This is a genomic window from Pseudoalteromonas sp. NSLLW24, from assembly GCF_015864725.1.
GTDB classification, from domain to species: domain Bacteria; phylum Pseudomonadota; class Gammaproteobacteria; order Enterobacterales; family Alteromonadaceae; genus Pseudoalteromonas; species Pseudoalteromonas arctica.
On sequence record NZ_JADYWQ010000010.1, the window covers coordinates 1 to 24,200 of the forward strand.

21 protein-coding genes and 1 pseudogene are annotated in these 24,200 nt (G+C 40.5%); 10 read left to right on the plus strand and 12 right to left on the minus strand.

The genetic code is table 11. The annotated features are described in order from the left end of the window. Positions 1-71, plus strand: a pseudogene (locus I6E72_RS11805) (elongation factor Tu); the annotation flags it as partial. Positions 72-450: 379 nt separating this feature from the next. Here I6E72_RS11805 and I6E72_RS11810 read toward each other — a convergent pair. The 5 genes from I6E72_RS11810 to I6E72_RS11830 form a co-directional block, all read right to left on the minus strand. Then, positions 451-1,647, minus strand: a complete 1,197-nt coding sequence (locus tag I6E72_RS11810) for a dipeptidase (RefSeq protein WP_197112407.1) — start codon at positions 1,645-1,647, stop codon at positions 451-453. Between the two features lie 64 nt (positions 1,648-1,711). Beyond that, the gene (locus I6E72_RS11815; RefSeq protein WP_007582257.1) at positions 1,712-1,966 is read right to left on the minus strand and encodes a YheU family protein; all 255 of its coding nucleotides are present in this window, start codon (positions 1,964-1,966) and stop codon (positions 1,712-1,714) included. After that, complete coding sequence (locus I6E72_RS11820; RefSeq protein WP_007582255.1) at positions 1,963-2,955, minus strand: hydrolase; 993 nt, start codon at positions 2,953-2,955, stop codon at positions 1,963-1,965. The genes I6E72_RS11815 and I6E72_RS11820 overlap by 4 nt, the downstream gene beginning before the upstream one ends. Before the next feature lie 1,006 nt (positions 2,956-3,961). Then, complete coding sequence (locus I6E72_RS11825; RefSeq protein WP_169044557.1) at positions 3,962-4,384, minus strand: TIGR02444 family protein; 423 nt, start codon at positions 4,382-4,384, stop codon at positions 3,962-3,964. Next, positions 4,368-6,290 (minus strand): ATP-binding cassette domain-containing protein, encoded by a 1,923-nt coding sequence (locus tag I6E72_RS11830; protein WP_024589507.1) that lies wholly within the window; start codon positions 6,288-6,290, stop codon positions 4,368-4,370. Before I6E72_RS11830 ends, I6E72_RS11825 begins: the two co-directional genes overlap by 17 nt. 132 nt (positions 6,291-6,422) lie before the next feature. Here I6E72_RS11830 and I6E72_RS11835 point away from each other — a divergent pair, with 132 nt between their 5' ends. Then, complete coding sequence (locus I6E72_RS11835) at positions 6,423-6,626, plus strand: YheV family putative zinc ribbon protein (RefSeq protein WP_007378899.1); 204 nt, start codon at positions 6,423-6,425, stop codon at positions 6,624-6,626. Between the two features lie 32 nt (positions 6,627-6,658). On the opposite strand, the gene I6E72_RS11840 is transcribed toward I6E72_RS11835, so the two are convergent. Together I6E72_RS11840 and I6E72_RS11845 are read right to left on the minus strand one after the other, a co-directional pair. Further along, positions 6,659-6,874 (minus strand): SlyX family protein, encoded by a 216-nt coding sequence (locus I6E72_RS11840; protein WP_007378900.1) that lies wholly within the window; start codon positions 6,872-6,874, stop codon positions 6,659-6,661. Beyond that, complete coding sequence (locus tag I6E72_RS11845; protein ID WP_101162983.1) at positions 6,861-7,859, minus strand: WD40 repeat domain-containing protein; 999 nt, start codon at positions 7,857-7,859, stop codon at positions 6,861-6,863. The genes I6E72_RS11840 and I6E72_RS11845 overlap by 14 nt, the downstream gene beginning before the upstream one ends. A 215-nt stretch (positions 7,860-8,074) precedes the next feature. Between I6E72_RS11845 and fkpA the strand changes: the two genes are divergently transcribed. Continuing rightward, the gene (gene fkpA, locus I6E72_RS11850; protein WP_007582243.1) at positions 8,075-8,821 is read left to right on the plus strand and encodes an FKBP-type peptidyl-prolyl cis-trans isomerase; all 747 of its coding nucleotides are present in this window, start codon (positions 8,075-8,077) and stop codon (positions 8,819-8,821) included. 65 nt (positions 8,822-8,886) lie between these two features. Here fkpA and I6E72_RS11855 read toward each other — a convergent pair whose 3' ends face one another. Further along, positions 8,887-9,357: an Rsd/AlgQ family anti-sigma factor gene (locus I6E72_RS11855; protein ID WP_007582240.1), complete on the minus strand. Its 471-nt coding sequence runs from the start codon at positions 9,355-9,357 to the stop codon at positions 8,887-8,889. A 530-nt stretch (positions 9,358-9,887) separates the two neighbouring features. Between I6E72_RS11855 and hemE the strand changes: the two genes are divergently transcribed. After that, the gene (hemE, locus tag I6E72_RS11860) at positions 9,888-10,952 is read left to right on the plus strand and encodes a uroporphyrinogen decarboxylase (protein WP_197112409.1); all 1,065 of its coding nucleotides are present in this window, start codon (positions 9,888-9,890) and stop codon (positions 10,950-10,952) included. A 107-nt stretch (positions 10,953-11,059) separates the two neighbouring features. Here the strand turns inward: hemE and sthA are convergent, their stop codons facing one another. After that, positions 11,060-12,490, minus strand: a complete 1,431-nt coding sequence (sthA, locus tag I6E72_RS11865; RefSeq protein ID WP_033040546.1) for a Si-specific NAD(P)(+) transhydrogenase — start codon at positions 12,488-12,490, stop codon at positions 11,060-11,062. A 13-nt stretch (positions 12,491-12,503) separates the two neighbouring features. Next, positions 12,504-13,637 (minus strand): acyl-CoA desaturase, encoded by a 1,134-nt coding sequence (locus I6E72_RS11870; RefSeq protein WP_024589509.1) that lies wholly within the window; start codon positions 13,635-13,637, stop codon positions 12,504-12,506. Positions 13,638-13,763: 126 nt separating this feature from the next. Here I6E72_RS11870 and fabR point away from each other — a divergent pair, with 126 nt between their 5' ends. The 5 genes from fabR (at position 13,764) to leuD (ending at position 19,479) form a co-directional block, all read left to right on the plus strand. Next, the gene (gene fabR / locus I6E72_RS11875; protein ID WP_010555448.1) at positions 13,764-14,387 is read left to right on the plus strand and encodes an HTH-type transcriptional repressor FabR; all 624 of its coding nucleotides are present in this window, start codon (positions 13,764-13,766) and stop codon (positions 14,385-14,387) included. 405 nt (positions 14,388-14,792) lie between these two features. Continuing rightward, on the plus strand, positions 14,793-16,346 hold the full coding sequence (gene leuA / locus I6E72_RS11880; protein ID WP_008171909.1) for a 2-isopropylmalate synthase: 1,554 nt from the start codon (positions 14,793-14,795) through the stop codon (positions 16,344-16,346). Beyond that, positions 16,343-17,419 carry a 3-isopropylmalate dehydrogenase gene (gene leuB / locus I6E72_RS11885; protein ID WP_166379167.1) on the plus strand — a complete coding sequence of 359 codons (1,077 nt, stop codon included), beginning with the start codon at positions 16,343-16,345 and terminating at the stop codon, positions 17,417-17,419. The genes leuA and leuB overlap by 4 nt, the downstream gene beginning before the upstream one ends. A gap of 60 nt (positions 17,420-17,479) precedes the next feature. Further along, entirely contained in the window at positions 17,480-18,880 is a 1,401-nt protein-coding gene (gene leuC / locus I6E72_RS11890) for a 3-isopropylmalate dehydratase large subunit (RefSeq protein ID WP_166379169.1), read from the plus strand. Then, a complete protein-coding gene (leuD, locus tag I6E72_RS11895) occupies positions 18,880-19,479 on the plus strand; it encodes a 3-isopropylmalate dehydratase small subunit (RefSeq protein WP_197112411.1) in 600 nt (199 codons plus the stop codon). The genes leuC and leuD overlap by 1 nt, the downstream gene beginning before the upstream one ends. Before the next feature lie 93 nt (positions 19,480-19,572). Here the strand turns inward: leuD and I6E72_RS11900 are convergent, their stop codons facing one another. After that, positions 19,573-21,072: a DUF3360 family protein gene (locus I6E72_RS11900; RefSeq protein WP_007582201.1), complete on the minus strand. Its 1,500-nt coding sequence runs from the start codon at positions 21,070-21,072 to the stop codon at positions 19,573-19,575. 418 nt (positions 21,073-21,490) lie between these two features. Between I6E72_RS11900 and I6E72_RS11905 the strand changes: the two genes are divergently transcribed. Next, on the plus strand, positions 21,491-22,477 hold the full coding sequence (locus I6E72_RS11905) for a hypothetical protein (protein ID WP_197112413.1): 987 nt from the start codon (positions 21,491-21,493) through the stop codon (positions 22,475-22,477). Between the two features lie 87 nt (positions 22,478-22,564). On the opposite strand, the gene I6E72_RS11910 is transcribed toward I6E72_RS11905, so the two are convergent. Next, the gene (locus I6E72_RS11910; RefSeq protein WP_197112415.1) at positions 22,565-24,190 is read right to left on the minus strand and encodes an endonuclease; all 1,626 of its coding nucleotides are present in this window, start codon (positions 24,188-24,190) and stop codon (positions 22,565-22,567) included. Positions 24,191-24,200: the final 10 nt, after the last annotated feature.

Here is a 24,200-nt window from a genome sequence, read left to right on the forward strand (position 1 = left end):
GTCTTCGTTTTGCTATCCGTGAAGGTGGTCGTACTGTAGGTGCTGGTGTTGTAGCAACTATCGTAGCGTAATTATTAACTTTAAAGTTAATTGTTAGAAAAAGGTCACTCAGGTGGCCTTTTTTAATGCCTGGAGAAAAGTGTCATATGAAGGTGGCGCTCTTACCTTAGGCGTAGGTGCTTTGTAGCAACGTTCAAAGCGTAATAATTAACGTTAAAGTTAATTGTTAGAAAAAGGTCACTCAGGTGGCCTTTTTTAATGCCTGAAGAAAAGTGATTTGCTCCTAGGTATAGCTTTATTGCCGTAGCTTAGGTTGAGTTTTACGAAACCCGAGGAAAAAGGTTGCTGAAAATAACTGAGCTCTTAGATATAAAAAAAGCACGGCTAGGCCGTGCTTATATTGAGTTAGCTCTTGGTCTTTTAGCCAATTACTAATATATGATAAAAGCTTTAATGCTTTTTCGCATACTCTTCAGCTTGTTTTAAAACTCTTAATAAATTACCGCTAAGAATCTTTTTAATATCTTTGTCGCTGTAATCTCTGTCCATTAAACCTTGAACAAGATTAGGGTAGCTAGATACATCTTTTAAACCGATAGGTAATGAATCGCCAACTCCATCATAATCAGAACCAATACCTACATAATCAATACCAATTAGCTCAACTACGTGATCAATATGATCAAGTACTTGCTCAAGGCTTGCAAATGGGTATGGGTTTTTAGCACGGTATGCAGCATCAAAATCTTTGCTTAATTTAGTGCCGTCTTTTTTAACGGACTCTTTTGTGTTTTTTAACTGCTTGCCCCAACTGCCTGCTTTAGCGGTAACAAAGCTTGAGCCAAAGTTAATTTGAATAACGCCGCCATTTTCTTTAAGTGCCAATAGCATATCGTCATTCATATTACGCTCAAAGCCAGGCGTGTATTTACGAAGTGATGAATGTGAGGCAATTACGGGTGTTTTAGATAGATCCATAACCTGATAAAACGCATCATCAGAAATATGCGATACATCGATTAGCATACCAATATTATTCATTTCAGTGACAAGCTCTTTACCAAATGGGCTTAAGCCTTTCCATTTACGGCGTATATCGTAAGACGAATCCGAAATATGGTTGCTTTGCGAGTGCGCTAGCGTGATGTAGCGAATACCACGGTCGTAAAAGTGCTGAAGGTTTTTCATATCCCCTTCAATAGGAGAGCCGTTTTCCATACCCATGGCTATAGAAAGCTTACCTTGTTTAAATTGCTCTTCTATATCAGTACTTGAGCTAGCAATAGCAAACTTATCGGGTGCGCGCTGGGCTATGGCTTCCATACTATCAATCATTTGATTGGCTAGTTGGTAGCTTTTTCCTTTACCTTCAAATTCCAAATGCGCAGGAATATAAATTGACATAAACGGTGCATTTAAACCGCCTTTTACAGCGCGAGGGTAGTCAAAATCGCCATCAGTTGTCGCTTTAGTTACATCAACCCAGCTTTCGTAAATTCGATAAGGTACGTCGATATGGGTATCAATTAAAATGGTGTCTTTAGCGAGTTTAATTGCCTTGTCAGATGCTGTTATTGTTTGTTCTGCTTGGGCTTGGCTAGTTAAAGCTAGTGATATGGCTACCACTAGAGTGCTGAGTTTTATCATGTTTTGGCTCTTTGGGTAAAAAGCCATTGTGTACGTTCAATTCAAAAGTTACAAGTACTACACCTTAATCAAACGCCTCTGCTTGATGCTCTTCACTTTGCAGCGCTTTAAATTCGCCCTTAGAAATAATAGTAACTGACTCATGTAATTCAGAGAAAAACACCATCGCTTCACCATTTTTAAGCTGAAGCTTAACTTGGTTAACTTTAGATTCGATGCTTGCTTCTACTTCGCCATAATCGGTGCCTTCGCGCAGTACGTAGCTTTCTATTAGGTTGTATAGTGTATCTTTATCGAGTTGTTCAAAAGGGATAATCATAATTGCTCTTTGTTTGCGTTGCCTAAAACATGTTGCCCAAAATAGCATGGCACGGCTTTCTCTAACCAAAATATAGGCTTAAACGGATTTTTACCGCTAATAAAACCAACGTGTCCGCCTTTGTCAGAGATGCGCAGCGTAACATGCTCACTTACGTCTTGCCTACTTGGTACGGCCTTAATTGAGAGCATAGGGTCGTCTTTGGCATGAATAATAAGTGTAGGTATAGCGATATCTTTTAAGTACGGCATTGCACTGGCTTTGCGATAGTAATCGTGTGCGTTTTCAAAACCATGCAGAGGGGCTGTTAACTGATTATCAAACTCTAATAAATCGTCAATTTTCATTAACTGTTTTGGTGTTAGTGAAATTTGCTGCTTAATTTGTGGCAGCTTTCGCTGCATTGATTTTTTCATGCGATCGAGCAGATATTTTTGGTAAATTTTACCTAAGCTTTTACGAATAACATCGCTTGATGACGACAAATCATAAGGAGCAGATACCACCGCTGCAGCACTTAGTGGGCATGCTTGTGATTGTTCACCTAAGTATTTGGCCAGTACGTTACCGCCTAACGAAAAACCTACAGCGACCATAGTGCGCTCAGGAAATTGCAGCTTTAAGTGATTTATAAAAAAGGCTAAATCGGCGGTGTCACCGCTGTGATAAGCACGTGGCAGGCGATTTACTTCAGTTGAGCAATTTCTAAAGTGCATAAGCACAACTGCATAACCTTGCTTTTTTAACGCCTTCATCATGCCTTTGGCATAAAAGCTATTTATATTGCCCTCAAGGCCATGTAAAACAACGGCAAGTGGAGCGGTTTCGTTATGTGGAAGTGACCATGCGAGCTCAATAAAGTCACCATCAGGTGTATCAAGTTGCTCAAGTTCGTAGCGAGTGTGGTGAAATGGGCGGAAAAAACGCGGCATTATGGTTTGAACGTGACGATTGGTCATCCACCATGCTGGTTTGAACTGAGAGATCATGTTTGTACTACGCACTTTGTATTAAACGAAAAGCTAGTGTACCAAATTTTTCGCTTCAGAAAATAAAAAGCGCCTAACTAGTAAACTAATAAGGCGCTTTAGTGCGTCGTGCTTAATTTTGTTCGGGGATTTCTGCATCATGTATTTTTTTCAAAAAGAAAAAAGCAAAAAATATACACAAAGAAACAACGATGGTTAAAAACCCAAAAGACATAAATAAAACTGGATCTGTAAAAAAGTCTCTAAAGAATACGTTCATGAGTTGTTCCCCTCGTTGTTGATGGGTTAATCATAGGCGGTGTTTGCAGGTCGCAACGTGATCGAGATCAAGTTATTTACATAAGCAGATATAGGGGTGAAGCTAAGTTGATTTAGATCATGCTTTAAGGGCTACTAAGTTATTACCACTGAGAGCTAAGAGAGTTTTTCACTTTACCTAAAAGCGTAGCGCTTTAAACTTTTTTGAGTAAACCACTTAAAGATTTTTTGCACAAAGAGAAAAGAATGAGAAGTAAATGAGGGTAGAGCAACAAATTGCTCAATATTTATATCTAAGTAATTTAGTTTGTTTTCCTCTAAAAGCGAAGCGCCTCTTAACCTCTTTGTGAGTAAATTACTTAAAGGTCTTTGCGCAAAAAGAAGAAAAAGAGAAGAAAATTAGGGCAGGGTAATAAAATGCTGAGCTAAACAACCGCTCAATATTTATATTTTTACCTAAGTAATCTAGTTTGTTTTCCTCTAAAAGCGAAGCGCCTCTTAACCTCTTTGTGAGTAAATTACTTAAAGATCTTTGCGAAAAAAGAAGAAAAAGAGAAGAAAATTAGGGCAGGGTAATAAAATGCTGAGCTAAACAACCGCTCAATATTTATATTTTTACCTAAGTAATCTAGTTTGTTTTCCTCTAAAAGCGAAGCGCCTCTTAACCTCTTTGTGAATAAATTACTTAAAGGTTTTTTGCACAAAGAAAATAGAATGAGCAGTGGAGGAGGGTATAAAAAGTCGCAGCCTAAGTGGCTTTCATATACAGCTCAATATTGTTTGGTTCTGCATGCTCGATTAATTCAAGCTCATTTACTGCTTCAATCAACATATGTTGCTGTTGTTTTTCAAGCTTTAGCTCAGTGCTTAGTAACTCTGCGCGTATTGTGGCGTAATCACTTATCGTATTCTGATTAGCTTTTAAATAGCTACGAGCAGCGCGCAGAGGCTGTAATGCATAAGTATCAAATTCACTAACTACTTGCGTTAACTCATTTAACTGTTGGGCATTAACACTTAAATTTAATGAATCTAAATAAAGCAGTAATAAGCATAAATTAACGTTTTTTCCTTGCTGGTTTTGTAGTGCCAGCAAGGTTGTTTGTTGATCAGGCTTTGCGTACAAGGTGCACGCAAACTGCCAAAAATGGTCGCTATTGAGCAAGTTCATCGGCGAATGCCTGCTCTTTTTCTTCCATTTCTTCAAGTGCCATAAGTAGCTCTTCTTCAACGTCGTTAAGTTTAGGCGTAAGGGTTGCTTGCTTGGCTAATAACTCTTTAAGCTTGGCTTTGTTGTCGTCGTTGTACAGTTCGTTATCACCTAAGGTCACTTCAACTTCACTTAATTCGGCGGTAAATTTATCGAGTTGCTTTTCAAGCTTTTCAATTTGCTTTTTAAGTGGCTGAGTGGCTTTTCTAAACTCAGCCTCTAAGCGCTTTTGCTCCTTACGGTTAACACCTGGGTTTGCTTTAGGCTCGTCGGTTTGCTGCGCTTTAACAGCTTCTTTATTCGCGTTAAGTAACCATTGATAATATGCATCTAAGTCGTAGCCAAACTGAGTTACTTTGCCGTCATCTACTAAGTAAAACTCATCGGCAGTATTTTTAAGCATATGGCGATCATGCGATACGGTAACCATAGCGCCTTCAAAGCCTTGTAGTGCCATAACAAGTGCATGGCGCATTTCTAAATCAAGGTGGTTAGTTGGCTCATCGAGAAGTAATAAATTTGGTTTTTGATATACCAACATGGCAAGTACTAAACGTGCTTTTTCGCCGCCCGAAAATGGGGCTACAGGCTCAAGTGCTTTATCGCCAATGAAGGCAAAGCCGCCTAAAAAGTCACGTAGTGATTGCTCAGTGGCTTTTGGGTCTAGTCGTTGTATGTGCGTTATTGCACTGGCTTTTAAATCAAGAGATTCCAGCTGATGCTGCGCAAAGTAACCAATATTTAATCCGTGATGCTGAATAACTTCGCCCGCTTGCGGCTCTAAATCACCAGAAAGCAGTTTAATTAACGTTGATTTACCCGCGCCATTTCGACCAAGTAAAGCAATTCGGCTACCTGGTACAAGGTTTAGCTCTATATTATTTAAAATAGTGACGTCACCATAACCCGCTTTGGCTTTATCTATTGTCATTAGTGGGTTTGGTAATGCTTTTGGCTCTGCAAACTCAAAGTTAAATGGCGAGTCGGCATGTGCCGGCGCTAGTTTTTCCATGCGTTCAAGTGCTTTCACACGGCTTTGTGCTTGTTTAGCTTTACTGGCTTTTGCTTTAAAGCGCGTTATAAATTGCTCTAAGTGTGCAATTTGATCTTGCTGCTTATCAAACATCGCTTGTTGTTGTAGTAAACGCTCTGCTTTTTGGCGCTCAAACTGCGAGTAGTTACCTTTGTACACGTTGATAAGTTGTTTATCTACGTGCCAAATTTGATCAACCACCGCATCTAAAAACTCACGGTCATGCGATATAAGTACAAGGGTGCCTGTGTAAGCGCGTAAAAAGCGTTCAAGCCAATAAACGGCATCTAAATCAAGGTGGTTTGTTGGCTCATCAAGAAGTAGTAAATCGGCGTCGCGTATTAATGCTTGGGCAAGGTTTAAACGCATACGCCAACCACCCGAAAACGAGCTTACAGGGTTTTCTATAAGGTTATTGGCAAAGCCTAGACCATGTAATAGCTCACCGGCGGTCGATTCAATGCTGTAGCCTTTAATGTTTTCAAGCTGAATATGTACTTTGGCTTGTGTGTCGCCATCGTTATTTTTCTCGGCCTCACGCAGTGCTATGCGCATTGCGTAGTATTCTGGGTGGCCTTGAAGTACATAATCAATCGCGCTTATTTCAAGTGCAGGTGTCTCTTGCTTAACAGAGGCAATAGACCAATCTTTTGGAATGCTGCAGTTACCGGCATCTAGTTGCAGTTCTGATTTTAGTAAACCAAATAGCGTTGATTTTCCACAGCCATTAGCGCCAACAAGGCCTACTTTGTGCTCTGGGAATAACGTAGCTGATGCGTTTTTTAATAAGGCTTTACCGCCACGAAGTAGTTCTATTTCTGAGATTTGGATCATGAATGCGTTACTTTGCTGTGCCCTTGTTAAGTTGGCGCTATCATAACATAGAACTTAATGCTCTTATCAAGCGTATCAACAAGTGAAGTTATACGATAAAATGACAGCAGTTCAAACCACAGGAAAAATGTTGTGAGACAAAAGAAGCGATTTATTGCTGGTGCATCGTGCCCTGACTGCAAAGCCATGGATACTATGATGCTATACAGAGAACATGATGTTGAAAAAGTAGAGTGTGTTGAGTGTGGTCATAAAATGGCGCAACCCGATAACGCTGTTCAGGCGTCTACTCGCCAATTTGAACAAGTAATTGGTGTATTTAAACCGGGCGACTAACCCGGTTTTTTATTGCCTAACTTTTACCTGTTTTAGTAATGCGGCGGAGGCGGCTCAGGTGCTTCAGACATCATAGACGATGATGACTGCGACTCTTTAATTTTTTCTGCTAGCAGCTCAGTTTGGCGTTTCATTTTTGCTAAAAGTTGCTGGTGCACTTTTATTTCATCATTTAAGACTTCAATCGTCTCATCTTGAAAAGCCACTTTGGCTTCAAGTTCCATTAAGCGATGTTCAATTGTGTTCATTATTCTCTCGTATAATAAATCGCTCTGCGATACCGCTGGAGCTTTCGGTTAACAACGACTTACCGTTATCTGTAAATGTCACATCTAGCACCACCGCCGATTTAGGCTTACTGCCTTCGCGCGGGGTAACCTGCCAAGTTTGAATTTTTTCACCGCTTGGTATTTGCCACAAATCTACGCGCTTATTTGGCGAGCCGGTTGCAAGCAAAGTGCCTTGTTCGTTAAAGCGCACAGCAGTAAAAATTTTCTGACGCGCAATATACTTCAGTTTACTCACAAGATCACCTGTAGTCAGCTTCCATACATTTGCTTGTGCCATACTGTCGGCCGTAAACGCATAGCGACCTTGTGGATCGAGCGTCACTTGGGTAACACGCGTTGGGTGATTAAAACGATGAATTACTTGCCCTGTACGTGTATCCCAAAAGTAAGCAACATAATCGTTAGAACCACTTAAGGCGTAGCGTCCGTTAGGTGATAGGTCAACGGTGTTAACTTTATCTTGATGACCTAAAAACTCAATACGACGTCCGGTTTCTAGGTTTACAAATACGACAACGCCGTCGCTACGGCCGTATAAAACACTACGACCTTGATTGCTAATAGCAATATCGCGAATACTGGCTTTTTGTATTTTGTAATATCCTTTATTTTTGCCTGTGGCTATATCCCACACAGCAAACGTGGTTTTTTCGGCGGTAACAGCCACGCTGTTATCAAAAGCAATAGCAACGGCGTATACCAAACTGTCTTGATCTTGCTGCTGAAACCATTGGTATTTTAGTACCTGCTGTTGATTATCCCACAGGGCGACCCCATGGTTGATAGAGGAGATCAAACTGTATTTACCATCGTTTGAAAGTGTTGATGAAAACGCACCTTGTGCAGCATGTTCGTAACTTGCTACAGCGTGTTGTTTTTTATCGGTACAGGCGATGGCTAAAAAACAGCTAAATACGATTAAAAAAGTACGAAATATCGACATATTACAGGTATTTCCCCTTAACTCTTAGTGACTGAGAGGTTAGACTAGGACGCGTTAAATGCCTAGGTTGTTTGTCTAATCACTGGATATGTTTTTAGTTTAGCTAACAATGTGGAATTTAGTCATTAAACAAGCAGCCTATCATGTGGGCCGTTAATCTTTAACTAGTAATAATACATTAAAATGACAACTGCAAAGTGTGTCGGAGATTTAAAATGAAAAAGACGATTAGATTGTCATTGATTGCAGCGTCAGTTTTAGCGCTTACAGCTTGTAATCAAGAAGCAAAAAAAGAACAAGCTGAAGTTAAATTAGACACTGTAGAACAGCAACAAGCATACGGTATTGGTGCATCTGTAGGTAACTTTTTAAATAAAGACTTAGCAGACAAAACAGAAATTGGTATTGAGCTAGACCAAGCACTTCTAATCCGTGGTTTTGAAGATGCACTTGCTGGTAATGCAAAAATTGACGAAGAAAAAATTCGCGAAGTATTAACTGAACTAGATACATCAGTACGTACTAAGCAAGAAGAAAAAGCAAAAGTAGAGTCTGAAAAAAGCAAAGAAGCGGGTGTTAAATACCTAGCTGACAACGCAAAAAAAGAAGGCGTTACAGTAACTGAGTCTGGCCTGCAGTATGAAGTACTTAGCGAAGGCGATGGCGAAAAGCCAGTAGCAACAGACGTAGTTAAAGTACACTACAAAGGTACTTTATTAGACGGTACTGAGTTTGATAGCTCATATGCACGTAACGAACCTACAACTTTCCCTCTTAACCGCGTAATTGCTGGTTGGACTGAAGGTTTACAACTTATGTCAGTGGGTTCTAAGTACAAGTTCACTATTCCTTCAGAACTTGCTTACGGCGACCGTGACTTAGGTAAGATTCCAGCTAATTCAACACTTGTATTTGAAGTTGAATTACTTGAAATTCAAAATGAAGAAGCACCAGCACAATAATAAGTTTATTGTGTAAATGCAAAAAGGGACCTTAGGTCCCTTTTTTAATATGCGTAAATAACATATTAGTTTGCGTGATTAGAAAACAAGTTATCAATAAGCTCATCTTCAAGTGCAAAGCGTGCTTCTAATGCCTCACCAATAACAGACAAGTCATCATCAAAACCCTTTAACAAGTCTTCTTTGTCTACTTCAGCGTACTTATCATTAAAATCTAACGCTATGTCGGTTGTACTGGAAATACGCGGGTAAATAGAGTTTGCAAGCTCTTGGCTCTGTAAGCCCTTTTTTTCACATGCTTTTGCTATATCGTCATACACTTCAAAATGGCCCGCAGATAGGTAATCCATTAAAAGTTGGCAAAATGATTCAATTAGTTTTGGCTCTGGCAATGCTTGATCTTGTTTTTCGTACGGCGTAAAACCTGCAATTTTGCAATAAAGTACAATAAGGTCTTGGCGTTCGTTTAGCCATTTATCAATTACTGTGTGGCTACCACCCCATTTTTGTTGAGCTTTTTCTACACGCGTCAGCATAACTGTTCTCCTAGCTGGGTTGGTCTTTCAATTAGAATATAATAAGTTTATGTACATCAAGATATATTTAATTTGCGAGTATATCAACAAGTAAAGTTGAGCTACTTTGAGGGGTGTACCTTTTTATATAATCTAAGGCGAGGGATTTTATTTTAGGCAAGAAAAAACCACCAGTTACGGTGGTCTAATTTCTTTCAGTGACTTGTTATAACAAGCTTTCTTATTTTTATGAGATGATTTTTATTGTTATTATTTTAAAACATTTATTTTTATTGTTTTAAGATTTTTATTATTGTTTTTGTTAACGCGGGACAAACAATAACAAGGTTTTTGTGATGTTGCAAACATATTAATAAAAAGTTTTAAATGTTATTCTTTTTTGCTTGTTTTATAGTCAAAATGGATTAAGGCACGCCATTATATTGATCTGCCTCTAGGTAAAGCTGTTTTCGTCCCTAAGCAATAGAGGGTCGGAGAATATGGTGGTACAATCTTGCACAATTTATACAAGTCTTAGGATCATTTACGCCATGAGCGAATTAAAAAACGACCGTTATTTACGTGCACTTGCAAAACAATCTGTTGATGTAACTCCGGTATGGATGATGCGCCAAGCAGGACGCTATTTACCAGAGTATCGCGCTACACGTGCACAAGCGGGCGATTTTATGAGCCTGTGCCGTAATGCTGAGCTTGCATGTGAAGTAACACTGCAGCCATTACGTCGCTACCCGTTAGATGCCGCTATATTATTTAGTGATATTTTAACGATTCCAGATGCGATGGGTTTAGGTCTTTACTTTGAAACTGGCGAAGGCCCTAAGTTTGAACGTCCTATTTCATCACTTGCTGATGTTAAAAAAATTCCAAAGTTAGATCCTACAGACGAGCTTGGCTACGTAATGAACGCAGTAAGCACTATTCGTCGTGAACTTAAAGGTGAAGTACCGCTTATTGGTTTTTCTGGTTCACCTTGGACGCTAGCAACTTATATGGTTGAAGGCGGTAGCAGCAAAGTATTTGGTAAAATCAAAAAAATGGCGTTTGCAGAGCCGCAAACACTTCATTTATTACTCGATAAGTTAGCTGACTCAGTTATTGATTATTTAAATGCTCAAATTAAAGCTGGCGCGCAATCGCTAATGGTATTTGACTCATGGGGTGGTGTATTAAGCCCGCGCGATTACAACGAATTTTCACTGCAATATATGCATAAAATTGTAGATGGCTTAATTCGTGAATACGATGGTCGTAAAGTACCGGTTACTTTGTTCACTAAAAATGGTGGTCAATGGATTGAAGCTATTGCAGCAACAGGTTGTGATGCAATTGGTCTTGATTGGACTATTAATATTAGCGACGCTAAACGCCGTGTGGGTGATAAAGTAGCTCTACAAGGTAATATGGACCCATCTATGTTACACGGTACACCAGAGCGTATTCGCCAAGAAGTAGACACTATTTTAGAAGACTTCGGTACAGGCAATGGCCACGTGTTTAACTTAGGCCACGGTATTACACCAGATGTAGACCCTGAAAATGCTGGTGTATTCATTAATGCAGTACATGAGCTAAGTGCTAAGTACCATAAGTAATAGCTACTTAAATAAACTTTAAAACTGTTTAAAAGTAAAAAACCCGCTAAGTTGCGGGTTTTTTGTTACCTATTTATAAAGGCTTTTAAAACTTCTTAGTTAAGCAGTTATTTAAATAAGCGATTTAAACCATTTAATGCCGCAACACGGTAGGCTTCAGCCATGGTTGGGTAGTTAAATGTGGTATTTACAAAGTAGTCGATATTATTGCCACCATTTTTTTGTTCCATAATAGCTTGGCCAATGTGAACAATTTCAGAGGCACGCTCGCCAAAACAATGTACGCCAAGTACTTCTTTGGTTTCGGTGTGGAATAATATTTTTAAACTACCTACTTCAGTACCAGCAATTTGCGCACGTGCCAAATGCTTAAACTGAGCACGGCCAACTTCATATGGTACTTTAGCGGCTGTAAGCTCTTGCTCGGTTTTACCGACTGAGCTCATTTCTGGGATGGTATAAATACCGGCCGGAATATCAACAATCAGTCTGTCGTCGCAGTTACCACACGCAATTGCATCAGCAGCTATACGACCTTGGTCAAACGCAGCACTTGCAAGGCTTGGATAGCCAATTACATCACCTACAGCGTAAACGTTATCAATTTCTGTTTGATATGTTTCGTTAACTTTTAATTGGCCACGGCTATCGGCTTTTAAACCAATGGCTTCAAGGTTTAATGTATCAGTGTTACCAGTACGGCCATTAGCAAATAAAATACAGTCAGCTTTTACGCGTTTGCCTGATTTTAAATGCATAATAACGCAGTCGTCACGGGTCTCTATTCGGTCAAACTCTTCGTTATGACGAATAACAATACCGCTGTTCCAAAAGTGATAGCTAAGCGCGTCAGATATTTCAGCATCCATAAAAGCAAGTAGTCGGTCGCGTGTATTAACCAAATCAACTTTAGCGCCTAAACCTTTAAATATAGAAGCGTACTCACAACCAATTACACCAGCGCCGTATATAAGTACGCGGTGAGGGTCGTGTTTAAGACCTAAAATAGTGTCGCTTTCGTAAATACGAGAATGCGTAAAATCGACTTCTGGTGGGCGATAAGGGCGTGAGCCGGTTGCTATAACAATCGTTTTAGCAGTCAGTCGCTCAGTTGAACCATCATTTCTTTTTACTTCAATCGTGTGCTTATCTACAAAGCTCGCATCACCTTGAAACATATGAATGCGGTTACGATCGTAAAAGCTACTACGTAAATTAGATTGCTTAGAAATAACAGAACTTGCGTGACGTAAAATATCAGGAAATGTTAAGCGGCTAGGGCGCTCACCAACATTAAATAACGGATTTGCTTTGTATTCAATATAGCGGCTAACAGAGTGGCGAAGCGCTTTTGAAGGAATTGTTCCCCAATGTACACAACCGCCACCAACTGATTCTTGGCGTTCAATAACCGCTACTTTTTTGTCGTTTTTTGAAAGGTTCATGGCGGTACCTTCACCGCCAGGACCCGTGCCAATAATTATTGCATCATATTGGTATGTCACGGGTACTTTTTTTTGTTCTGGTTGTTTGGCCACAGCCACTCCTAAATTAATTAAAAGAGGCTTTTAATAACCTCGCATTAAGTGCTAGCCATGCCTGTTTTTGATTTTCCCAGGCGGCTTCCAACTCATGGTATTGTGCCATTAATGCTGAGCGTTCACACTGCTTTGCCATGTTATTTTTTTTAACTTCTAACACTTGTTTTTGTAGTGAACAATAATTTTGCAGTTTTTTCAGCAGTAAATCGTACTCTTGTTGTAATAATGTAATCTTATCTTGTGCTAAAGGCAATTTTGCAAGACGCGTTTGCGTTTTGCTCATTAGCGTTTCAGCCTTTGCTTTTTCGATACGTTCAACAGGTGTACGCTTTAGTTTATTAGCTAAACCAACAGCAGCTAAAGAGCGGATCATCCATTTTGTTGGATCGTAATGAAACCATTTAATACCATTACGGTAGTCGCTTGCAAAAATATGGTGGAAGTTGTGATACCCCTCACCGTATGTAAATAACGCTAAAAAGCCGTTATCGCGTGCCGTATTTTTTTCGGTGTATGGGCGAGAGCCCCAAATATGTGCAACCGAATTTATAAAAAAGGTAAAGTGTTGGCTTAGTACTAAGCGTAGTAAACCTGCAAGAATTAACATACCCCACACATCACCAACTAATAAACCAAGTGCAAGAGGCAAACCTACGTTCATAGCAATAGCTAGTTTCAAGTAGTGCTTATGTTGCCACATAACGACTTTATTTCGTTGTAAATCACGACAATTACTATAGTCGTTGTAGCTATCGCCTTGGTAGTCACGTAACATCCAGCCGATATGGCTATACCAAAAACCATTGGTAGCCGCGTAAGGGTCTTTTATTGGGTCGTCAACTTGACCGTGATGTATACGGTGATCGCTACTCCAATGCAAAGCACTGTTTTGTAGTGCAAAAGCACCGCCAAGCGCAAAAATAAATTCAACTGCAGGGTGTGCGTTATAGGTTTTATGTGCCCATAATCGATGGTAGCCGGCAGTAATTGATAAGCCCGCATAAAACATGCAGCCTACAAAAGCAATCCAATGCGCGCTGGTAAATCCGTAGCTAATGGCGTACCAAGGTACAAGTGTGGCAGCCGCCAAAAAGGTTAGGCTAAAAAATAGGACGTTTGTCCAAATAATCGGTGGTTTATTCATAATTCTCAATCTCAGCGTACAACTGTAAGCTAAAATAGTATTTCAAACTCTTGTCGTCAAGTATTAGACTGGACAATTGAGCTAATATCACTAAATATTCATATAAAATAATTCAGGGAGCTGTTGATGTCGGGTGTTAGAGCGCAACAGAAACAAAAAACACGACAGGCGTTAATTCAAGCGGCATTTAATCAGCTGAGTGCTGATCATAGTTTTTCGAATTTAAGTTTACGCGAAGTGGCACGAGAAGCTGGTATTGCCCCAACGTCTTTTTATCGTCATTTTAAAGACATGGATGAGCTAGGTTTAACCATGGTAGACGAAGCCGGTTTAACCCTTCGTCAACTAATGCGTCAAGCACGCAGACGAATAGCAAACGATGGCGGCAGTGTTATAAATACCTCAGTGGTTACTTTTATGGAGTTTATTGATAACTCAAGTAACCAATTTAGGTTGTTGCTGCGAGAACGCTCTGGGACTTCTAAAGCATTTAGAGCCGCTGTAGCCCGCGAAGTAAAACATTTTATTTTAGAGTTGGCTCATTATTTAGAAAGTGAAACTAAATGTAATGCTATGCATGCCTATATTCAGGCTGAATCTATGGTAACGCTCGTATTTAATGCGGGTGCAGAAGCGCTCGATATAGAAGGATTGCAACGCGACGAATTAATTGAGCGCGTTATTTGGCAGCTGCGTTATATTACTCGTGGAGCCGGGCATTACGTAAGAGAAACGAATAAAGAAGCATAGCTTAAAAAAATTGTAAAAAGTTAATATAAGCACGGTATATTGCAGTGCTTATTAATTTAAGCGTCACTAGTTACGTATTTGTTATTTTAATTCTTCACAGTCACCTTGTTTGAATTAAAAAACCCAATTGAATCGTTTTTAAATCTGTTTTGTGGAATTTTTATGCTTGCTTCCGCTGCGGTGTAATGTTAAAAATAGGCTTCACTGAACACACACACAAGAAAACAAGATGCATATTATTCGTTTAATTACACTAAAACTTAACCTCTTACTGCTATGGCAAGTAAGCGGGGATTAGTGTGTTTGCATCGAGTTGAACACTAAAAACCCCGCAATTGCGGGGTTTTTTTTATCTCGCGGCTGGGATTAATTGAAATTTGGGTAACATAGGAATGAGGGGCAGTTATGCAAGAGCAAGATAAAGTATGGATTTTTGATACCACCTTACGTGATGGCGAACAGGCACTTAAAGCAAGCCTTACTGAAGATGATAAAATTCAATTAGCACATACAATTAGCCGCTTGAATGTGGATGTGATGGAAGTGGGTTTTCCGGTTTCGAGCCCTGCTGATTTTCGCTCGGTGCAACGTATTGCAACCGAAGTAAAAGGCCCGATTATTTGTGGTTTGGCACGCTCAGTTGCTAAAGACATTGAAGCCTGTGGCGAAGCACTTCGCACAGCTCAGCAAAGCCGTATTCATACTTTTATTGCTACAAGCCCTTTGCACCTTGAACATAAATTACGTATGAGCTTAGACGATGCAACGGCAATGGCTGTTAAATCAATTAAATTGGCACGTAACTATACTGATGATGTTGAGTTTTCGTGTGAAGATGCCGGTCGTACGCCGCATTGGGATTTATGTAAAATTGTTGAGCAGGCAATTAATGCCGGAGCTTCAACTATTAACTTGCCAGACACCGTTGGTTTTGTAACGCCAGACGAATACGCCGCGATGATCCGCCATTTAATGAATAACGTGCCAAATATTGATAAAGCGCGCTTAAGTGTGCATTGCCACAACGATTTAGGCCTAGCAGTAGCAAACTCGGTGGCTGCAGTGCAAGCCGGAGCACGTCAAATTGAGTGTACTATTAATGGCATTGGTGAGCGTGCTGGTAACTGCTCGCTTGAAGAAGTGGCGATGATCATGAAAATGCGCCACGACCACTTAAAAGTATATACCGATATTAAAAGTGAAGAAATTTACCGTGCATCTCGCCAAGTGGCTAAGATTTGTAATATGCCAGTACAACCAAATAAAGCGATTGTTGGCGAAAACGCCTTTGCACATAGTTCTGGCATTCACCAAGACGGTGTATTAAAAGCGCAAAATACTTATGAGATTATGTCGCCAGAAAGCGTGGGTGTGCCAAGCAACCAATTAAATATGACTTCGCGTTCGGGCCGTCATGTTATTGAGCATCGCTTAGAAGAGTTAGGCTATCAAAAATCTGATTACGATATGGATGGCTTATATAAAAGCTTTATCGAATTGGCTGACCAAAAAGGCACAGTATACGATTACGACCTTGAGGCGATGATTTACTTTAATCAAATTAACGACAAAGACGAAAAATACCAATTAGAATTTGTTAACTCAGCCTCTAACTCACAATCGGTAGCAAGTTCTACGATTGGAATGCGAATTGATGGCGAAGCTAAACAAGAAGCCGCGACAGGTAATGGTCCAGTAGAAGCCTCGTTTGCAGCTATTGAGCGCTTAACCGGTATGAGCGTTGAAATGATTGAATATAACTTAGAAGCGACAGGTCAAGGTGCAAGCTCATTAGGCCAAGTAAATATTATAGCTAAATACGATGGCCGACCTTACCACGGTGCGGGTATTGCAGCGGATGTGGTTGAAGCGTCGGTACGCGCCATGATCCGTGTTTATAACTTAATTTATCGTGCACAAAAAGTGTCTGATTTAAAACAACAAAGGAAAGCAGGATGAGTAAAACAAACTACAGCGTTGCGGTATTAGCTGGCGACGGTATTGGCCCAGAAGTCATGGCAGCAGCAGAGCAAGTACTTGATGCTGTAAGCAATAAGTTTGGTTTTACCCTAAACCGCGAGCATTATGCAATTGGCGGTGCAGCCATTGACGAATTTGGTAAAGCATTACCACAGAGCACGCTTACTGCGTGCGAAAACTCAGACGCTATTTTATTTGGTTCGGTAGGCGGTCCTAAATGGGAAAACTTACCACCAAACGAGCAGCCTGAGCGCGCATCGTTATTGCCGCTTCGTAAGCACTTTGGTTTGTTTTGTAATTTACGCCCTGCACAGTTATTACCTGCATTAAGTGCAGCGTCGCCACTTCGCGCTGATATCAGCGAAAAAGGTTTTGATATTTTATGTGTGCGCGAACTAACTGGCGGCATTTACTTTGGTGAAAAAGGCCGCAGTGGTGAAGGCGCAGAAGAGTTTGCATTTGATACGCAAACATACTCGCGTAAAGAAATTGAACGTATTGCACGCTTTGCTTTTGAAGCTGCAAAACTACGTAGTAACCATGTTACCTCTGTTGATAAAGCCAATGTATTAGCATCAAGCGTATTATGGCGCGAAGTAGTAACCGAAGTAAGCAAAGACTACCCAGAAGTAAGCTTAGATTACATTTACGTAGATAACGCCGCTATGCAGTTAGTTAAGCAGCCTAGCCAATTTGATGTATTACTTTGCGATAACTTATTTGGCGATATTTTGTCAGATGAGTGCGCCATGATCACAGGCTCAATGGGCTTATTACCATCGGCAAGCTTGAATCAATCGGGTTTTGGATTGTACGAGCCAGCAGGCGGTTCAGCACCAGATATTGCAGGTAAAGGCGTTGCAAACCCAATAGCACAAATTTTAAGTGCTGCATTAATGCTACGTTACTCGCTAGGACAAGACGAAGCTGCACGCACCATTGAAAAAGCAGTAGCAGAAGCCGTAGAAGCAGGCGTTGGCACACCAGATATATATCCAAATGCAGGTTACAGCACAAGCGATGTGGCTGCAGCCATCGTTTCACGCATTTAATAACATAGTAAAGTTGCAGCACCGTTATGCTGCAACTCAAACAGATTAGGGAATTAGCAAGTGGCCCAAACGTTATACGAAAAAATTTGGCAAGCACATACCGTTGCCAGCATAAATGAGCAAACCGACTTACTTTATATTGACCGCCATTTAGTGCATGAAGTTACTTCTCCGCAGGCTTTTGCAGGTCTACGTGAAAAAAACCGTACTGTACGTTGCCCAGAAAAAACTTTTGCAACGATGGATCACAACGTATCGACTAAGAGCCGTTCACTTGATGCGGCAAGCGAAGTATCTAAAAACCAATTAATGGCGCTTGATAAAAACTGTAAAGAGTTTGGTATTGTACTTTACGATTTAAACTCGATTAACCAAGGCATTGTGCACGTAATGGGCCCAGAGCAAGGTATTACCTTGCCAGGCACAACCATTGTATGTGGCGATAGCCATACCTCTACACATGGTGCGTTTGGTGCATTAGCGCATGGTATTGGTACGTCTGAGGTTGAGCACGTATTAGCAACGCAAACGCTACAGCAAAAAAAGGCGAAATCGTTAAAAATTCAAATTAACGGTGTATTGCGTCCAACGGTTACGGCTAAAGATTTAATTATGGCGGTTATTGGCAAGTTAGGTACCGCTGGTGGCACAGGTTATGTAGCTGAGTTTTGTGGTGCAGGCATTGAAGCGCTTTCAATGGAAGCCCGTATGACGCTATGTAATATGAGCATAGAAATGGGTGCAAAAGCGGGTTTAATTGCTTCTGACCAAATTACTTATGATTACTTAAAAGGTCGTCCGTTTGCACCAAAAGGCGCAGATTTTGATGCAGCCGTTGAATATTGGGAAACATTAAAAACAGATGAAGGCGCACACTTTGATTTAGTTGTTGAGCTAAATGCCGACGACATTCAGCCACAAATTACCTGGGGCACAAGCCCAGAGCAAGTAATTGGTGTTGATGAGTGCATACCCGATCCAGATAAAGAACCAGACTTAATTAAAGCCGATGCTATTCGCAGCGCGCTTAAATACATGGATTTAAAAGCGGGCGATAAATTATCAAGCGCGAAAGTAGACACGGTATTTATTGGCTCATGTACAAATAGCCGCATTGAAGACTTGCGCGCTGCTGCAAAAATTGTTGAAGGCAAACATGTTGTAGCCGGCATAGAGGCGTTAATTGTACCGGGCTCTGGCTTAGTTAAAAAACAAGCCGAAGACGAAGGCTTAGCCGATATTTTTAAAGCCGCTGGCTTTGAATGGCGCGAACCAGGTTGTTCTATGTGTTTAGCGATGAACGATGACCGCCTAGGAGCAGGCAAGCGTTGTGCATCTACTTCTAACCGTAATTTTGAAGGTCGCCAAGGTCGTGGCGGGCGTACCCATTTAGTTAGCCCTGCAATGGCCGCAGCTGCTGCAATACATGGTCACTTTGTTGATATTAGAGGAGAAGCCTAATGAGCGTATTTTTTAGTGGCTTAATGGCCCCACTTGATAAAAACAATGTAGATACTGACCAAATTATTCCTAAGCAGTTTTTAACATCAACTAGCCGCGAAGGCTTTGATGCTGCATTGTTTTATGATTGGCGTTACCTAGATAACGACGAGCCAAACCCTGACTTTATTTTAAACCGCCCATGCTACCAAGGCGCGCAAATATTATTAACGCGCGACAACTTTGGTTGTGGCTCATCTCGTGAGCACGCGCCATGGGCGCTGAAGCAATATGGCTTTGAAGTTATTTTAGCTGAAAGCTTTGCAGATATTTTCTTTAATAACTGTGGTAACAACCAAATGTTAGCCATTGCATTACCTGCCGATACGCTTGAGCAATTGTTTGTACTTAGCGAGCAGCACGACGATATTAACATTGAAATCGATCTTGAAAATCAAACACTAACAAGCAGTAAGTTTGCACCAATTAGTTTTGATATTAGTAAAGAGGTAAAAGAGCGTTTGTTAAGTGGTTTAGACTTTATTGGTGTAACCGAAACGCTAAACCCACAAATTGATACGTTTGAAAAACAACTAGCGACTGAGCGTTCTTGGCAGTAATTGCTTAACCGTGTGTATTAAAAATCACGTATTAAAAAGCACGGCAATTGCCGTGCTTTTTTGTGGGTAAATATGAGATGTAATAGCTAAAGGTTAATGCCTAAAGTCAGCCATTAACGCAGGTATACCGGGTAACATGCCTACAATTGCCATTACAGTGGTAAGTAGCACAAACATGATAAGTGGAATCACCCAGCGGCTCATTTTAGTTAGCTCAGCGCTGCGCTCTTTACAGCCAATCAGCCCTAAGTTATCAAGTAACATAGTAAGTGACCAACCAAAAGCAGGATTAACCAAGGTCGAAGCAAACACCACAATAGCGGCTGATTGCGTCGTTTTACCTTCGCGCGTCATTTCCATGCCAGCTTCAAGTAGCGGGATAAACACACCAACAATAAGCGCTACACACAATACAGGCTGCCAAATTGCTAAATCCATAGGGTAACCCCATAAACCAGCAATAATACAAAATAATGCCGTTAAAATAGCGCCAGCAGGGATAGGGCGTTTAGCAATAGCGGCAGGCACAATATAAGTACCCCAAGAGGAGGCAAAGTTAGCACCACCGGCAAGTGAGCCAAATGTTTGTCTAACCGATGCACTTAGCATGGTGTCGTCGATATTCATTTGTACTTTTTCGGTGCGTTGCGGATAGCTTATTTTTTGAAATACTTGATGGCCTAAAAAATCAGGAGACCACATAGCAACGGCGAGCACTGCAAATGGGAGCACAACAACAAAGCTTTCAAGTGTTGGTAAACCTAGCATCCAACCCGTGTTTTCGCCCCACCAGTATGCAGGGTTCATATTTGGTAAACCCGGTGCAGTATGAAACTCAAACGGTGCACCTAAGGCAAAGGCAACCACGCCACCAATAAGGCAGCTTAACGGCACGGCTAACCAACGTTTTTTAAAGTGCTCTAACAGTGCATATAGTAAAATGGTGGCTAAAATAACAATAAACGCAATGTGTGCCATATCAATGGCTTCAGCCCAAGCAAACAGCTTTTTAACTTGCGAAATAGTACCAATAAAGCCTAAATAAATGAGCAGCCCGCCACATACACCTTTACTGGTTAGGCGCGCGAGCATACTTCCTCCCTTGGTTATGGCTAAAATAAAACCAAAGGCACCAATGAGTAAGCCAAACGCCATAGGGTGACCGCCAGCAGCAACAACAATAGGGATTAGTGGAATAAGTGGGCCATGAGTACCAGCCAAGTTGGCTGTAGGTAAAATAAAGCCCGAAAATAAAATGATAAAAATAGAAACAATGAGTAATTCGTAGCGCACGTTTTCTAAAACAAATGCATCGCTTAAACCAAGAGGCGCTGCAAATGTTGCCGCAATAGCACCCACCATAACGACTTTACCAATTGTGCCCGCCATTGCTGGAATGGTGTCTTCAAATTCAAATCGGTAATCTCTAAACGGTAAATTAGGACGCCAGCGCTTAGGCTGCATAATTTGTAATTCGTGTTCGAGATACTCGTCGCGAGTATTAAACTCAGAGCTGGGTTTATGAAGTTGCTCGTAGCTTTGAGCATCCTTGTGCGTGTTTGATGGTGCATCACCGGGTGGTGTAGTTTGCATGCGTTCTCCTGCAACATTGTTGCTTAATCAAATAAATACGGCTGTTGTTAAAGCAAATGAATATTGAACATGCAGGGTAGATCAGCTTTTAGGCTGTTATGTATAGGCAAAAGGTCGTGCATGGTTGTTTTTAATACAGTTAATTTAAAAACAGCTTTACATTAAAAATCATGAAATTACAGAATGTGATTAAAAGTTGTTATAAATCATCTTCTTGAATGTGATATTAAGGAGGCGGAGCACTATTTACCTAATAGTATAGTGTTAACGGCAGGTTATTATCCTTTAGTCTTAGTGGCTGTGAAAGCCGTTTTATTTCAAGTTATTTGCTTGCAGGAGCCGTTAATTTCGTTTTATTTGTGGTGAAATAATACTTTTGTTACTTTCTGATTGTTAATAACAACAATAAAGAATAGAGATGCAACTCAACTCCCCTAAATCAATTGGTATTTTACTTGGTACGCTTTACGGGATATTTATGCGGCTGTTTGTAGAGCTAGTCAATGCTTATAATTTAGGTAGCTTAGTCTCTATATCATTTATGTTTTTAGTGCCTGTTGCTATTGGCTATATTCGTATTCACTTTGAGTACAATGAATCAAAAGCATTAACTAAAAGGCAAATGGTGACGATTGCTTGGCAGCCTATTTTTGTTTTTTTATTTGTAAGTGTAATTACTTTACTTGAAGGCAGTATTTGTGTAGCTATGGCATTACCTGCCTTTATGCTCTTTGCAAGTATTGGCGGTTTACTGGCAGGCTTTATTAAGAATCGTCAAACAAAAAATGCTAACCGTTCTTTACTTTCAATTGCTTTGCTTCCTGTATTACTTTCACCTATTGAAGTTAATTTTTTAAATTTATCAAAAACGTACGAAGTCACCAACTCTATGGTTATTGAAGCACCTATAAATCGTGTATGGCAGCAGCTTGCAAATGTAAGCACAATAGAGCCACAAGAGTTGCCATTTTCGCTTACCCAATTAATAGGTGTACCTAAACCTTTAGAGGCAAATATGAATGCTACGGGTGTTGGGGCAATTAGAACGAGTAAATGGCAAAAAGGCGTTGTGTTTAAAGAAGTAATAACCGACTGGCAACCAAATAAACAGATGCATTATAGATTTGATATAGACCCAGATGCTATCCCCGATGACGCACTCGATAAACACGTGAAACTTGGCGGTGAATACTTTTCTCCACTTTATGGAGGCTATCAGCTAAGTGAAGATAAAAGCGGCAATACAATTTTAACGTTAAAAACGACCGTTCAAGATAATACAAACTTTGGTATTTATTCACGAATATGGGGAGAGGTGATATTTCAAGATTTTCATCATTCACTTTTAACGTTGATGAAAAACAGAGCTGAAAAGTCACTTATCGCAGCTGTTTCTTATAATTAGCTTAAACCATCATATTTCTAAAAAATATTACACACTAAAAGGTAAAGCCTTTGCATTTGCAAAGGCTTTTGTTTTAACTGCTAACTTTTACCAAATCATTTCTACAAATTCAGGGTGGTCGATATACGGGTTACGATTGCCTTGAAATTCAAACGCTGCTTGGTTACGGTCAAGTTCCATTTGGCTTACAGGATCGCTGTTATGCCAGTTAAGCAGCATGGCTACAACCCAGTTCTCGAATACTTGGTTGCTTGAACCATTAAGTACAGCATTACTTGAGGTCGTTTTGGTTTGCCAAGTGCCTATTACATTTTCGTAGCGCGTTGCCATGTAAAAATAAGCGCGAGCAAAGTCACCTTTAAATTCGTCAATTGGCTCAAATACAGTACCTGAGTAATTTAATGAATTTGCGGCAGAACCTAATTTACTTCCGTTAGTTGATGTAAATGAAGCGCTTGCTACTTCACCAAATGGGAAGTTACTACGTTTTGAGTTTACATAACCGTCGGTTGCGTAAATATGATGCACATCTGAGTTCATTGGCTCAATAGTGCCGCCAAACCAGCTTTTAGGAAATGAATGCTCACGGTTGTAACAGCCGCCTTCTCCACTATAGTTACCACATTGATCGCTCACCGCAGCATAATTGTAGCTATCTGAGCCGTTTGGTTTTTCGCTATACATATCTAAAATGCTGTTATCGTTTTCAAAGTATGTATCACGTGCAGACGAGTCGTAAAAATTCCAAATAGCCGAGTAACCCTGTGCATTATGATCTTTAATAATATTATAAAGCTCAGTTTTTAGTGCATAACCCGATAACCCTTGAGCAGTAACATAATAGCCAGTGGGTGTTGGGTTGGTCCCGCCGCCATCACTAGAGCCACTACCTAAAGTAAATGCCGTGCTGTCTGTATTATTAAAACTTGCACCGCTAGCAAGTGTGGTAGAGCCTTGCTTAAGCGCATAACTGCCATTACCTGTTGAACAACACATGCCATCGCCGTAGCTGTCGTTAATAACAAGTGTGTAAGTTCCATCAGTTAGGCATATTTGCTCATCATACTGAGTGTTTGATGCGTAACCACTGCCGTTAGCAACAGCACTACCTTGATTGTTATTAACGGCCCAGCTAGTTTCGCTACCGTAATTATCGGTATTAAGCGTTAAGGTAAGGCTATTGTCGGTACAGCTTGTTGATGCGCTGCCATCAGCGTTTGGTAAAAAGTTATCTACGTATACGGTTTCGTTGCCATCAAATCCACTTACATCATAAAACCTAAGCCCTACGCTAATTGTTTTATCACTACTTGCTGAATAGCTATGGCTAACTGTTTGCCATTGGTTAGTTTGTGCTTGATTTGAATAGCTTTGATAACCATCTACATACAAGCGAGCTTTAATTTTACCTTCGGTGTGGTAAACATCAGCCGAAAAGTTATAGGTTTTACCTGCTTCTACAGCAACTTGTTGTAGTAAATCAGTGTTACTTTGCGATCCTGTTGTTACATTGACAGCAGCAGAGCTACTACCGCTTTTAACTGTACTGGTTGAGCGAGATAAAGCAATTCCGCTATCTATCGTAGTCCATGCATCAGGTGTATTGCCAGTCCATTGTTCAAAGCCGCCATTAGCTACATTGGCCATTACAGGTAATGAGCCAAGTAACAATGCGGTACTAAGTAGTTTATTTTTATATTTCCCGTGTAACATAGTTGTTCCT

What these genes read in the sequence shown, in the direction of transcription:
- I6E72_RS11840 (WP_007378900.1), bottom strand. Translation starts at nt 6,874, where the DNA reads ATGAACACAATTGAACATCGCTTAATGGAACTTGAAGCCAAAGTGGCT.
- I6E72_RS11810 (WP_197112407.1), bottom strand. Translation starts at nt 1,647, where the DNA reads ATGATAAAACTCAGCACTCTAGTGGTAGCCATATCACTAGCTTTAACT.
- fabR (WP_010555448.1), top strand. Translation starts at nt 13,764, where the DNA reads ATGTCGGGTGTTAGAGCGCAACAGAAACAAAAAACACGACAGGCGTTA.
- leuB (WP_166379167.1), top strand. Translation starts at nt 16,343, where the DNA reads ATGAGTAAAACAAACTACAGCGTTGCGGTATTAGCTGGCGACGGTATT.
- leuD (WP_197112411.1), top strand. Translation starts at nt 18,880, where the DNA reads ATGAGCGTATTTTTTAGTGGCTTAATGGCCCCACTTGATAAAAACAAT.
- I6E72_RS11825 (WP_169044557.1), bottom strand. Translation starts at nt 4,384, where the DNA reads ATGAACTTGCTCAATAGCGACCATTTTTGGCAGTTTGCGTGCACCTTG.
- I6E72_RS11905 (WP_197112413.1), top strand. Translation starts at nt 21,491, where the DNA reads ATGCAACTCAACTCCCCTAAATCAATTGGTATTTTACTTGGTACGCTT.
- I6E72_RS11830 (WP_024589507.1), bottom strand. Translation starts at nt 6,290, where the DNA reads ATGATCCAAATCTCAGAAATAGAACTACTTCGTGGCGGTAAAGCCTTA.
- I6E72_RS11815 (WP_007582257.1), bottom strand. Translation starts at nt 1,966, where the DNA reads ATGATTATCCCTTTTGAACAACTCGATAAAGATACACTATACAACCTA.
- I6E72_RS11910 (WP_197112415.1), bottom strand. Translation starts at nt 24,190, where the DNA reads ATGTTACACGGGAAATATAAAAATAAACTACTTAGTACCGCATTGTTA.
- leuA (WP_008171909.1), top strand. Translation starts at nt 14,793, where the DNA reads ATGCAAGAGCAAGATAAAGTATGGATTTTTGATACCACCTTACGTGAT.
- I6E72_RS11820 (WP_007582255.1), bottom strand. Translation starts at nt 2,955, where the DNA reads ATGATCTCTCAGTTCAAACCAGCATGGTGGATGACCAATCGTCACGTT.
- hemE (WP_197112409.1), top strand. Translation starts at nt 9,888, where the DNA reads ATGAGCGAATTAAAAAACGACCGTTATTTACGTGCACTTGCAAAACAA.
- I6E72_RS11900 (WP_007582201.1), bottom strand. Translation starts at nt 21,072, where the DNA reads ATGCAAACTACACCACCCGGTGATGCACCATCAAACACGCACAAGGAT.
- I6E72_RS11870 (WP_024589509.1), bottom strand. Translation starts at nt 13,637, where the DNA reads ATGAATAAACCACCGATTATTTGGACAAACGTCCTATTTTTTAGCCTA.
- I6E72_RS11845 (WP_101162983.1), bottom strand. Translation starts at nt 7,859, where the DNA reads ATGTCGATATTTCGTACTTTTTTAATCGTATTTAGCTGTTTTTTAGCC.
- fkpA (WP_007582243.1), top strand. Translation starts at nt 8,075, where the DNA reads ATGAAAAAGACGATTAGATTGTCATTGATTGCAGCGTCAGTTTTAGCG.
- I6E72_RS11855 (WP_007582240.1), bottom strand. Translation starts at nt 9,357, where the DNA reads ATGCTGACGCGTGTAGAAAAAGCTCAACAAAAATGGGGTGGTAGCCAC.